This is a genomic window from Enterobacter cloacae complex sp. 2022EL-00981, from assembly GCF_028737495.1.
In the GTDB taxonomy this organism is placed as follows: domain Bacteria; phylum Pseudomonadota; class Gammaproteobacteria; order Enterobacterales; family Enterobacteriaceae; genus Enterobacter; species Enterobacter cloacae.
Genome location: NZ_JAQZRK010000036.1, coordinates 37,085 through 49,343, shown reverse-complemented (window position 1 = coordinate 49,343; position 12,259 = coordinate 37,085). Strand labels below are relative to the sequence as shown.

11 protein-coding genes are annotated in these 12,259 nt (G+C 56.2%); 4 read left to right on the top strand and 7 right to left on the bottom strand.

What is annotated here, in order from left to right:
- Positions 1-168 precede the first annotated feature (168 nt).
- Positions 169-1,068, bottom strand: a complete 900-nt coding sequence (locus tag PUZ33_RS22105; protein WP_058681511.1) for a LysR family transcriptional regulator — start codon at positions 1,066-1,068, stop codon at positions 169-171.
- Positions 1,069-1,176: 108 nt separating this feature from the next.
- On the opposite strand from PUZ33_RS22105, the gene PUZ33_RS22100 reads away from it, so the two are divergent.
- Positions 1,177-2,178 carry a zinc-binding alcohol dehydrogenase family protein gene (locus PUZ33_RS22100; protein WP_058681510.1) on the top strand — a complete coding sequence of 334 codons (1,002 nt, stop codon included), beginning with the start codon at positions 1,177-1,179 and terminating at the stop codon, positions 2,176-2,178.
- Positions 2,179-2,294: 116 nt separating this feature from the next.
- On the opposite strand, the gene nadR is transcribed toward PUZ33_RS22100, so the two are convergent.
- The 3 genes from nadR to serB form a co-directional block, all read right to left on the bottom strand.
- Complete coding sequence (gene nadR / locus PUZ33_RS22095; protein WP_014830583.1) at positions 2,295-3,527, bottom strand: multifunctional transcriptional regulator/nicotinamide-nucleotide adenylyltransferase/ribosylnicotinamide kinase NadR; 1,233 nt, start codon at positions 3,525-3,527, stop codon at positions 2,295-2,297.
- A 35-nt stretch (positions 3,528-3,562) separates the two neighbouring features.
- The gene (gene radA / locus PUZ33_RS22090) at positions 3,563-4,948 is read right to left on the bottom strand and encodes a DNA repair protein RadA (RefSeq protein ID WP_013095496.1); all 1,386 of its coding nucleotides are present in this window, start codon (positions 4,946-4,948) and stop codon (positions 3,563-3,565) included.
- Positions 4,949-5,023: 75 nt separating this feature from the next.
- Entirely contained in the window at positions 5,024-5,992 is a 969-nt protein-coding gene (serB, locus tag PUZ33_RS22085; protein ID WP_013095495.1) for a phosphoserine phosphatase, read from the bottom strand.
- Positions 5,993-6,109: 117 nt separating this feature from the next.
- On the opposite strand from serB, the gene PUZ33_RS22080 reads away from it, so the two are divergent.
- The 3 genes from PUZ33_RS22080 (at position 6,110) to PUZ33_RS22070 (ending at position 8,650) form a co-directional block, all read left to right on the top strand.
- Positions 6,110-6,754: a YtjB family periplasmic protein gene (locus PUZ33_RS22080; RefSeq protein WP_058681509.1), complete on the top strand. Its 645-nt coding sequence runs from the start codon at positions 6,110-6,112 to the stop codon at positions 6,752-6,754.
- 39 nt (positions 6,755-6,793) lie between these two features.
- Positions 6,794-7,810: a lipoate--protein ligase LplA gene (lplA, locus tag PUZ33_RS22075; RefSeq protein ID WP_058681508.1), complete on the top strand. Its 1,017-nt coding sequence runs from the start codon at positions 6,794-6,796 to the stop codon at positions 7,808-7,810.
- Positions 7,811-7,960: 150 nt separating this feature from the next.
- A complete protein-coding gene (locus PUZ33_RS22070) occupies positions 7,961-8,650 on the top strand; it encodes a DUF1120 domain-containing protein (protein WP_058681507.1) in 690 nt (229 codons plus the stop codon).
- Between the two features lie 52 nt (positions 8,651-8,702).
- Here PUZ33_RS22070 and deoD read toward each other — a convergent pair whose 3' ends face one another.
- The 3 genes from deoD to deoA form a co-directional block, all read right to left on the bottom strand.
- Positions 8,703-9,425 (bottom strand): purine-nucleoside phosphorylase, encoded by a 723-nt coding sequence (deoD, locus tag PUZ33_RS22065; RefSeq protein WP_013095492.1) that lies wholly within the window; start codon positions 9,423-9,425, stop codon positions 8,703-8,705.
- A gap of 176 nt (positions 9,426-9,601) precedes the next feature.
- Positions 9,602-10,825 (bottom strand): phosphopentomutase, encoded by a 1,224-nt coding sequence (deoB, locus tag PUZ33_RS22060; protein ID WP_013095491.1) that lies wholly within the window; start codon positions 10,823-10,825, stop codon positions 9,602-9,604.
- A gap of 51 nt (positions 10,826-10,876) precedes the next feature.
- On the bottom strand, positions 10,877-12,199 hold the full coding sequence (gene deoA, locus PUZ33_RS22055; RefSeq protein WP_058681553.1) for a thymidine phosphorylase: 1,323 nt from the start codon (positions 12,197-12,199) through the stop codon (positions 10,877-10,879).
- Between the last annotated feature and the right edge of the window lie 60 nt (positions 12,200-12,259).

Here is a 12,259-nt window from a genome sequence, read left to right as displayed (position 1 = left end):
AAGTCATCCGGCATGAGCCCGGGAAAGTGAGACGGCTGAATATAGTTAACGAGATGAAAAAGCTGGGAAAAGAGTACAGTAATATGGTCATGGTGGCATGACCATATTACTGGGGATCCCTCAGCCCGGTGGGAGAGGGTCAGGGTGAGGGCAACAGGCCGCACATAATCACCCACCCACGTAAAACCGCCTCACCTCATCACACTGCATTGCAAACTCGATATAGCTCATCAGCGCGGGCGAATTGAGCTTACGGCTCGGATAGGCGAGCCAGAGATCGTTTCCTTCAACGTTCCACTCCGGTAGCACCTGCACCAGCGCCCCTTTTTCAATTTTATCTTCCAGCAAAAAAGCGGGTAAGAGTGTGATCCCCGCACCAGCTACCGCGCACTCACGAGCATACACAAGATTATCCGTCATATGCGCATTGTCCGGCAGATAGCGGTAATCCTCACTCTCGCTTTGCAGGAGCCATTCAGACCAGGCCTTGTGGGTAATACAACGGTGATCCACCAGCTGGCGGGGATGGTGCAGCGGCTCCCGGCGTGCCAGATATTCCGGTGATGCCAGCATATAGCGCGGACAGTGGCCAATCATGCGGCCAATCAGCGAGGAGTCCTGCGGTTTACCGGTACGCAGCGCCACGTCAAAACCAGACTCCACCAGATCGAGCACATCGTCAGAAATAGAGACATCCAGCGAAACGTCAGGATAGCGGAGCTGAAACTCGGCATTCAGGTGTGCCAGTAATGTCGCGCCAATGCCCGCCGGGCAAGTGATACGAAGCCGCCCGCTGGGGTTTTCACGCAGCCGCTGAATGGCATACTCCGCCCTTTCGCTGGCCGCCAGCATCTCGCGACAATGCACCAGATAGTGCTCCCCCGCAAAGGTCAAATTCAACCTGCGCGTGGTGCGGTTTAGCAGGCGGATCCCCACCTGCTGCTCAAGCTGGCTAATCCGCTGGCTAACGCTGGATTTCGGCAGGTCTGCTTTCTGCGCTGCGGCGGTAAAACTCCCCATCTCCGCCACCAGCGCAAACAGCGCCATATCCTGAAGCTGTTTAAACATGATTGTTCACCCCATACGAACACTCCGTTCTTGATTGTCCATCTTATCATGCGCATGACCACTTAATAGACTAGCCTCAACAAAACGCATTCCATTGAGGAGTTGATCATGTCTGTTAAAGCCATTGCCGTTAACCCAGAAAATCCCGCTGCTTTCATTGAAATTTCCCAACCCATGCCGCAGCCTGGCGAGCACGATCTGTTGGTGGAAGTGAAGGCCGTCTCAATTAACCCGGTTGATACTAAAGTCCACGCGAGTATTGCTAAAAATGGCCTCAAGGATCCGCGCATTCTCGGCTGGGATGCCAGCGGGATCGTCAAAGCGGTTGGGGCAAGCGTCACCGGCTTCAAACCGGGCGACGAAGTATGGTACGCGGGCGACATTACCCGTCCGGGCAGTAATGCCACGCACCAGCTGATTGATGCACGCATTGTCGGACACAAACCGACAAGCCTTGGCTGGGATGCTGCCGCCGCATTGCCGCTGACCGCGCTCACCGCCTGGGAAGGGTTGTTTGAGCGCCTGAACATTCAGGATGCCGGATCGGACAAAACGCTGCTGATCATCGGCGGTGCCGGCGGCGTGGGCTCCCTGGCGATCCCGTTTGCAAAACACAACAGCAAAGTCAGAGTGATCGCCACCGCATCGCGGGAAGATTCTGCCCGGTGGTGTCGCGATCGCGGCGCGGATCTGGTGGTGAATTATCGCGATCTGCAAGGTGAACTGGCCAAACAGGGCATCACCTTTGTGGATTACATTTTCATCCTCAATGATACCGATGGCCACTGGGATGCGGCCAGCGAACTGATTGCGCCGCAGGGGCACATCTGCTCCATCGTCGAAAATGCGCACCCGCTGAACCAGGACAAGCTGAAATCCAAATCCGCCGCCCTGCACTGGGAATTCATGTACACCCGCAGCATGTACCAGACTGCCGATATGGCGCGTCAGGGTGAGATCTTAAACGAGGTGGCAAAGCTGGTGGATAACGGCGTAGTGGAGAGCTCGCTCAGCGAAACGCTGCACGGGCTGAGCGTGGAAAGCATTACCGAGGCCCACCGCAAAGTGCTGGACGGGCATATGCGCGGGAAGGTGGTGGTTGCGTTCTGAGTGGATAATTCCCCCTCACCCTGCCCTCTCCCCACGGGGGAGAGGGTAAAGACAGCTCCGTACGATCCCCTCTCCCCCATGGGGAGAGGGTTAGGGAGAGGGGCAAGCCTGTGACTTTACCCCTGCTCCCCCATCATCTCCTTCACCAGCTCGACGCAGCGCAGGAAACGGGTGTCGTAATCCGACGCTTCAACGTGGACAAACTCCACGTTGTTCTCGTGAAGCATCTCCACCAGCATCGTCTGGAACTCTTTTCTGTCCACTGAGCTACCGAGGCTGCGCATCCCGTCGGCGACCCACGGCGTGTTGTTTTCCAGCAGGATCACCAGGTCGAAGCGATATTCATCGATCAGCGCCTGTACGAACGGGTGCTCGCGTCCTTCATACTTCTTACAGAAAGCTTGTGTGGTGACAAAATCGGTGTCGATGAAGGCCACTTTGTTGGCGTATTTCACCGCGAAATCAATATACTGAGCATGGCCTAGCGCGATTTTGTCGTAATCAGAATACTGCAGCGCCATCTCGTCTCCCCCCAGATGGGAAAAGACATAATCACGTCCGTATTCCCACGCGCTGGTGGTATTGAAGATATTTGCCAGCTTGTTAACCAGCGTCGATTTCCCGCTGGATTCACCGCCCAAAATCGCAACTGTGCGCACAAAGAACGGCTTCACTTCGGTCGGGATGTAATCCCAGTAGCGGAACGGGTTTTCGCGGATCTGCGCCCCGCTGATATTCATGAATGTACGCTTCGGATCGATCAGCACCGTTTCAATGCCCAGATGCTCGCGGAACTGCGGTGCGTCGGACTCTTCAGAGGTGTAGATCCAGTTGGGCGCAATGCCCTTCTCTTCCATAAACGCTTTAATGCCGTTGCTCCACACGTCCCAGCCGTGTGGATACGGCTCCATGCCCTCTTCGTTAAAGGCATGAATGCGAATGTTTTTCTGATATTTGAAGGTCTGAAGCAGCCAGCGCAGGCGATCCGGCACCGTCGGCTGCTGCGACATGGCGCTGTCTTCAAACAGCTGACGGTCCCGGGTTTCATCGTAACCCATGATGATGTGCAGCTCGTCGACCTGGCTACAGGCGCGCTGGATCAGGTAGATATGGCCGGTATGCAGCGGGTAAAACTTACCAAACACCACGCCGATGTTCTTTTGCATACGCGGGAATTCAAGCCCCAGAAAGCGATGTAACGCTTCCAGCTTTTGCGCGCTGGGGCTTTTGATTTTGGCGTTCAGCAACTGGCTAAGATAGCCTTTCGTCATGCCGCTGGCGTCAGCCACCTGCTGTAGCGTGCAGCCTTTCTGACGGATTGCGGTCTTGATGTAGTCAAATGATGACATAAATTACGGTGCCTCCTGCAAAATCGAATACGTAATTATAAGTCGTCAAAGACATTTAACGCATCTGCGAGTTTTTTAACGCCAAAGACCTGCATCCCTTCGGGGATCTTCTTCGGCACGTTGGCCGCCGGCACAATCGCCCGGCGGAAGCCATGTTTCGCCGCCTCGGAGATGCGCTCCTGGCCGCTGGGCACCGGGCGGATCTCCCCGGCCAGCCCCACTTCGCCGAAGACCACCAAATCCTGCGGCAGCGGTCTGTCGCGCAGACTGGAGACCATCGCCAGCAGCAGCGCCAGATCGGCACTGGTCTCTGAAACTTTCACGCCCCCGACCACGTTGACGAAGACATCCTGATCGGCCATTTGCAGGCCACCATGACGGTGTAGCACCGCCAGCAGGATCGCCAGACGGTTCTGTTCCAGACCGACCGCCACGCGCCGCGGGTTACCCATCATCGAGTGATCCACCAGCGCCTGAATTTCAACGAGCAGCGGGCGCGTCCCCTCCCACAGCACCATCACCGAACTGCCGGAGGTGACTTCATCTCCCCGGCTCAGGAAGATGGCCGACGGGTTGCTGACTTCGCGCAGCCCCTGCTCGGTCATGGCAAATACGCCCAGTTCATTCACCGCACCAAAGCGGTTTTTGTGGCTGCGCAGGGTACGGAAGCGGGAGTCTGCGTCGCCGTCGAGCATCACGGAGCAGTCGATACAGTGCTCAAGCACTTTTGGCCCCGCCAGGGAGCCGTCTTTGGTAACGTGGCCGACCATCACAATCGCCACGCCGCGGGTTTTGGCAAAACGCGTCAGATACGCGGCGGTCTCACGCACCTGCGCCACGCTGCCCGGCGAGGATTGAATATCCGCCATGTGCATCACCTGGATGGAGTCAATCACCATCAGCTTCGGCTGCTCTTCTTCGGCAATCATGCAGATCTGCTCAATGCTGGTTTCCGACAGCATATTCAGATTGCCGGTAGGCAGACCCAGACGGTGTGCTCGCATCGCCACCTGCTGCAGGGACTCTTCGCCAGTGACGTACAGGGTTTTCATCTGCTCGGCGAGCTTGCAGAGCGTTTGCAGCAGCAGGGTCGATTTACCCGCTCCCGGGTTACCGCCGATCAGGATCGCACTGCCCGGCACCACGCCGCCGCCAAGCACGCGGTCAAATTCTTTGAAGCCGGTGGAGAAGCGCGGCAACGCTTCCAGACTGATTTCTGACAGTTTTTGGACTTTTGCCACACCGGCATTACCCGCATAGCCGCTCAGGCGTTCATTGCGGGCCACACTCGGCGAAGCCGCCACACCACGCACTTCGGTGATGGTGTTCCAGGCATGACAGGCGCTGCATTGCCCCTGCCAGCGCGGATAATCCGCACCACATTCATTACAGACAAATGCGCGTTTTGGGGCTTTAGCCACGGTTTACCTCGTTATTTCAGTGCGGCCTGCGCGCCGGGTGACGCTAACGCTTACCCGGCCTACAATCGCATACCGTTATTTCTGATTCAGGCTGCCGGAGAGGATGCAGAATACACCCATCAGGTCAGCGTGACGGATTGTCACTTCCGTCTTTTCATTCACTTTTGGCTTGGCATGGTAGGCAATGCCAAGACCGGCAACTTTGATCATCGGCAGATCGTTTGCGCCATCGCCAATGGCAACGGTCTGGGCAACCGGAATTTCATATTTCTCGGCCAGTCGGCTCAGCGTATTGGCTTTGTATTGCGCATCCACGATATCGCCAAGCACCTGCCCGGTCAGCTTACCGTCCATGATCTCCAGCTCGTTGGCGACCACGGTGGTCAGATGCAGTTTTTCCCGCAGGTAATCCGCGAAGAAGGTAAAGCCACCGGAAGCGATCGCCACTTTCCAGCCCAGCGACTGGAGCTTCAGCACCAGTTGCGTCAGCCCGGGCATCAGCGGCAGTTCATCGCGCACCTGACGCAGGATATTGGCATCGGCCCCTTTGAGGGTCGCCACGCGCTGTCTCAAACTGGCAGTAAAATCCAGCTCGCCGCGCATCGCGCGCTCGGTCACTTCCGCCACCAGTTCGCCGCTGCCCGCCAGTTTGGCAATCTCATCGATACACTCAATCTGGATGGCGGTAGAGTCCATATCCATCACCAGCAGACCCGGCGTTTTCAGATGCGGGATTTTACCCAGCGGGGCAACGTCCAGCCCGGCGTCGTGCGCCAGACGCGTCGCGCGCTGCGTCAGGGAACCGGCCAGGCGAATGACCTGATAATCTTCCACACACCAGGCGGCGACAATCACCATCGCCGCACCCAGTTTAGTTTGATATTGGGTAAGGCGTTGCTTATCCAGGCCGCGTCCGTACAGCAGCCAGCCGCTACGGCCAGCGTGGTAATCCAGAGGCATCACCTCATCGCCACTTAAAGAGAGCGGCAATCCTGGCCATAAAGAGACATCCGTTGGCAGGTCGCACCAGGTAATGTTCGGCATTGAAGCTCCTGTAATTTCGTTCGCGCCGGAAGGTTCCAGAGGGAAAATAACGCATGAGGCTACCCTGTAACCATCACTTCTGGCAACATTAAGCCGTAAATTTTCAGCAGGTGGAATATGGCTCGCGCAAAACTGAAATTCCGGCTTCATCGCGCCGTGATCGTCCTTTTCTGTCTCGCCCTGTTAGTGGTGCTGATGCAAGGGGCGTCGTGGTTTAGCCAGAATCATCAACGGCAACGGAATCCGCAGTTTGAGGAGCTGGCCCGCACGCTGGCGCGTGAGGTTACGCTTAACGTCGCGCCCGCTATGCGTACCGAAACGCCGGATGACAAACGCATCAGCCAGGTTTTGCGTCAGTTAACCGAGAACAGCCGTATCCTGGATGCCGGTGTCTACGATGAAAAAGGCGATCTGATTGCCCGCGCGGGCGAGCATGTTGACGTACGCGACAGGCTGGCGCTGGACGGTAAAAAAGCCGGGGGCTACTTTAACCAACAGATCGTCGAACCTATTCAGGGCAAAAATGGTCCGCTGGGGTATCTGCGCCTGACGCTCGACACCCATACCCTGCCCACGGAAGCCAAACAGGTGGATAACACCACCAATATACTCCGTCTGATGCTCCTGCTCTCCCTCGCCATTGGCGTGGTACTGGCCCGCACCTTGCTGCAGGGCAAGCGCACCCGCTGGCAGCAGTCGCCCTTCCTGCTGACCGCCAGCAAATCTGTTCCTGAAGACGAAGAGAGCGAAAAGAAAGATTAGTGATAAAGTAGGCTGATGATTCGGAAAAGGAACTCTGCCATGACGACGTTACGCCTGCTGCTCTCTGACTCTTACGATCCGTGGTTTAATCTTGCGGTGGAAGAGTGCATCTTCCGCCAGATGCCCGCCACCCAACGCGTGCTGTTTCTCTGGCGCAATGCCGACACGGTGGTCATTGGCCGCGCGCAGAATCCGTGGAAAGAGTGTAACACCCGGCGTATGGAAGAGGACAACGTCCGTCTGGCGCGCCGCAGCAGCGGCGGTGGTGCGGTATTCCACGATCTGGGCAATACCTGCTTTACCTTTATGGCGGGTAAGCCGGAATACGACAAGACCATTTCAACGTCCATTGTCCTCAACGCACTCAATTCGCTCGGCGTGACGGCAGAAGCCTCCGGGCGTAACGATCTGGTGGTCAAAACGCCCGATGGAGATCGCAAAGTGTCAGGCTCAGCCTATCGCGAAACACTGGATCGCGGCTTCCACCACGGCACCCTTCTTCTTAACGCCGATCTCAGCCGTCTGGCGAACTACCTGAATCCCGACAAGAAAAAACTGCAAGCCAAAGGGATCACTTCCGTGCGGGGGCGCGTGGCCAACCTGGTTGAGCTTCTGCCGGACATCACTCACGCGCAAATCTGCGAGGCGATCCAGGAAGCCTTCTTTGCCCATTACGGTGAGCGCGTAGAGGCAGAGGTGATCTCCCCGGATAAAACCCCGGATCTGCCCAATTTCGCCGAGACCTTTGCCCGCCAGAGCAGCTGGGAGTGGAACTTTGGTCAGGCGCCTGCCTTTTCGCATCTGCTGGACGAACGCTTTACCTGGGGCGGCGTGGAGCTGCACTTTGACGTAGAGAAAGGTCATATCACCCGCACGCAGGTATTTACGGACAGCCTTAACCCGGCGCCGTTAGAGGCGCTGGCGGCTCGTTTGCAGGGCTGTTTGTATCGGTCGGATATGCTGCAGCAGGAATGCGATGCGCTGCTGGGGGATTTTCCTCAACAGGAAAGGGAATTAAGAGAGTTATCGGAATGGATCGCTCGGGAAGTAAAATAATTAAGAGTAATAATATTCAAAAAAGTGTTTTTTAAAAAAATCACATTTCTAATGTAAATAGATTAAATAGACGAAATAGCACAGCGCATAAGAAAATCCCGACACAGAGGAACAAGTGATGTTCCTCATAATTAATGTTAAGGATTAAACATGAAAAAACTTCTTTTAGCAGCGTCTGTTGCTGTGATTATGTCGTCTGCCGCCCATGCTGCGGAAACTGCAGTATTAAAAGTCTCGGGTGTTTTAACTAACTCAGCATGTACCCCCTCCCTGAGTGGCGGCGGTATTGTGGATTTCGGCACGACGAATATCGGTAATATGTCTGCCACGCAGACTAACCAACTTGGCAATAAAGATCTGTCGTTCTCTATTAACTGCGTTGCCCCGACAAAAGTAGGCTGGAGTATTATCGACGATCGTGCGGATTCCAGACAGAATTTGATTGTCGAAAATACCGACTGGAGTGGTTCTGGTTCGGTGTGGAGCAGTAATAGCCTTTTCGGCGCGGGTAAAACCTCGAAGGGTGTAAATCTGGGGGCATATTCCGTTACGATGCAACTGAGCAACGTCACTGCGGACGGAAATACCACGGGGATGATTTCAGGTGCCAACTCCACCGGAAGTTATGCATGGGGCCAGATGGTGGGCGACAGTGCGCCGGTTCGACATGACGGCATGGTTTACACGGTAGCAGGTAGCTCAGGCGTCGATCCAGTGGCCTTTACCAATGCGGTATTCCCGCTGCGCGTCGCGCTGGCCGTTCAGGATACAACATCGCTCGCCCTGACCGATGACACCACAATTGACGGGCAGGCAACAATCAGCCTTGTTTATCTTTAAGGTGTGAAGAACAAAAAAGAGTGTAGCCAGGGCTACACTCTTTCATTCTGTATTACTCTTTATCGCCCAGCAGAACGGATTCCAGCGCGATTTTGATCATGTCGTTGAAGGTGGTCTGACGCTCAGCAGCCGTGGTCTGCTCGTGGGTACGGATGTGGTCAGACACGGTGCAGATGGTCAGCGCTTTCGCACCGAACTCAGCCGCGACGCCGTAGATGCCCGCCGCTTCCATTTCCACGCCCAGGATGCCGTATTTTTCCATCACGTCGAACATCTCGCCGCCGTCCGGCGCATAGAACAGATCCGCAGAGAACAGGTTACCCACGCGAGCATCAACGCCCAGCGCTTTAGCCGCGTCAACCGCGTTACGCACCATGCCGAAGTCAGCAATCGCCGCGAAGTCGTGATCTTTGAAACGCATACGGTTGACTTTGGAATCGGTGCAGGCACCCATACCAATCACCACGTCACGCAGTTTAACGTCCATGCGCACCGCGCCGCAGGAGCCAACACGGATGATTTTCTTCACGCCGAAATCGGTGATCAGCTCTTTGGTGTAGATGGAGCAGGATGGGATACCCATACCGTGGCCCATCACGGAGATTTTGCGGCCTTTGTACGTTCCGGTGAAGCCCAGCATGCCGCGAACGTTGTTCACTTCACGCACGTCTTCCAGGAAAGTTTCTGCAATGTGTTTCGCGCGCAGCGGGTCGCCCGGCATCAATACGACGTCAGCGAAATCACCCATTTCTGCGTTAATGTGAGGAGTTGCCATCTTCAGTTCCTTTTCATTTAGTATCTCCCTCTCCCTGTGGGAGAGGGTTGGGGTGAGGGCATCAGGCCGCACCCGTATCTCCCGTGGGAGAGGGTTGGGGTGAGGGCATCAGGCCGCACCCGTATCTCCCGTGGGAGAGGGTTGGGGTGAGGGCATCAGGCCGCACCCAACATAACTCAGAACATCGCCTTGCCATATTCCATGTCAGACGTGCCAAAATATTTCGCAATCGTCTGGCCGATGTCAGCGAAGGTTTCACGGTGACCCAGCGAGCCCGGTTTCACTTTCGGGCCGTACACCAGCACCGGAATGTGCTCACGGGTGTGGTCAGTACCGGTCCAGGTTGGGTCACAGCCATGGTCAGCGGTCAGGATTAGAATGTCATCTTCACCCACCAGTTCCATCAGCTCTGGCAGACGACGGTCGAACAGCTCCAGACCGGCCGCATAACCAGCCACGTCGCGACGGTGGCCCCAGGAGGAGTCGAAGTCGACGAAGTTGGTGAAGACGATGGTGTTATCACCCGCTTCTTTCATCTCTTTGACGGTCGCGTCAAACAGCGCATCCAGGCCGGTGGCTTTCACCTTTTTGGTAATACCGCAGTTGGCGTAGATATCGGCGATTTTACCCACGGAAACCACGTGACCGCCTTTCTCATCAACCAGTTTCTGCAGCACGGTAGGTGCCGGTGGCTCAACGGCCAGGTCGTGACGGTTACCGGTACGCTGGAAGTTACCCGCTTTGTCGCCGATAAACGGACGCGCGATAACACGACCAATGTTGTAGCCGCCTTCGGTCAGCTCTTCACGGGCGATTTCGCACAGCTCGTACAGTTTATCCAGGCCAAACGTCTCTTCGTGGCAGGCAATCTGGAATACGGAGTCAGCAGAGGTGTAGAAAATCGGCTTACCGGTTTTCATGTGCTCTTCGCCGAGCTGATCCAGAATCACGGTACCGGAAGAGTGGCAGTTACCGAGGTAGCCCGGCAGGTTGGCGCGTTTCACCAGCTTATCGAGCAGCTCCTGCGGGAAGCTGTTCTCGTGATCGGAGAAGTAGCCCCAGTCAAACAGAACCGGCACACCGGCGATTTCCCAGTGTCCAGACGGGGTGTCTTTACCGGAAGAGAGCTCATGCGCCCAGGCGTAAGCGCCCACCACTTCCGCGTTGCCGTCCATACCGGCAGCGATTTTACCGGTAGAACCTTCATGCGCTTTCACCAGACCGAGGCGGGTCAGATTGGGCAGAGTCAGAGGGCCTTTACGACCGTTGTCCGCTTCGCCTTTCGCACAGGCTTCCGCGATGTGACCCATGGTATCGGAACCCACGTCACCAAAACGTTCTGCATCTTCGGTTGCGCCGATGCCGAATGAGTCCAGCACCATAATAAATGCACGTTTCATAATTGTTCTCCGTACGTAGTGCTAAAAATGATTGATCAGATCAGTATACCGCTATTCGGTGATACGACGATAGACCGAAGGCGAGCTTTCTGGTGCTTTATCAGCAAGCGTAATAGCCGCTTTCACCGCCTTCGCCGCCTCCTGCCAGCTGGCTTCGTCTTTGGCGTGGATCACCGCCAGCGGACGTTCTCCGTCAACGCTGTCACCCAGACGGGCCATATCGGTAAAGCCAACGCTGTAATCAATGGTGTCCGATGCCTGACGACGGCCGCCGCCCATCGAGACCACCGCCATACCCAGTGCACGGGTGTCCATAGCAGAGACGAAACCTTCGCTATCGGCATAAACGGCTTTGCTGAGCGTCGCGGTCGGCAGGTATTTCGCGTAGTTTTCCACGAAGTCGGTCGGGCCTTTTTGCGCCGAAACCATGCGGCCAAAGATCTCTGCCGCTTTGCCGTTATCCAGCACCGCCTGCAGCTTCGCACGCGCGTCAGCGTCGTCTTTCGCCAGTTTGCCTGAAATCAGCATCTCGACGCACAGCGCCATGGTCACGTCGAACAGTCGTGGGTTACGGTATTCGCCTGTCAGGAACTGAACGGCTTCGCGCACTTCGACGGCGTTACCGGCGCTGGAGGCCAGCACCTGATTCATGTCCGTCAGCAGTGCGGTGGTGCGCACGCCTGCGCCGTTGGCAACGCCAACGATCGCTTCAGCAAGCTGAGCAGAGAGTTCATAGGTTGGCATAAACGCGCCGCTGCCCACTTTTACGTCCATTACCAGCGCGTCCAGCCCTTCTGCCAGTTTCTTCGCCAGAATAGAGGCGGTGATCAGCGGGATGGAGTCAACGGTTGCGGTGATATCGCGGGTTGCGTAGAAGCGCTTGTCTGCCGGGGCAAGCGAGCTGGTCTGGCCGATGATCGCCACGCCAACGTCTTTAATAATTTCGCGGAAGCGGTTGTCATCCGGGAAGATATCGAAGCCCGGAATGGCTTCCAGTTTGTCGAGCGTACCGCCGGTGTGTCCCAGGCCGCGCCCGGAGATCATCGGGATATAACCGCCGCAGGCCGCCACCATGGGGCCGAGCATCAGAGACGTTACATCGCCTACGCCGCCGGTGGAGTGTTTATCAACAATCGGACCGTTGAGGTTGAGGCTCTTCCAGTCCAGTACGGTTCCTGAATCTCGCATCGCCATGGTCAACGAGACACGCTCAGGCATCGACATATCGTGGAAGAAGATGGTCATCGCCAGGGCTGCAATCTGCCCTTCTGAGATGGTGTTATCTCGAATGCCGTTGATAAAGAAGCGGATCTCTTCGTCGCTTAATGCATGACCATCACGTTTTTTACGAATAATTTCTTGTGCGAGAAACACGGTAACCCCCATGAGGAATCGGGTGAATGATGGCGGGTACGATATACCCGACCACGATCC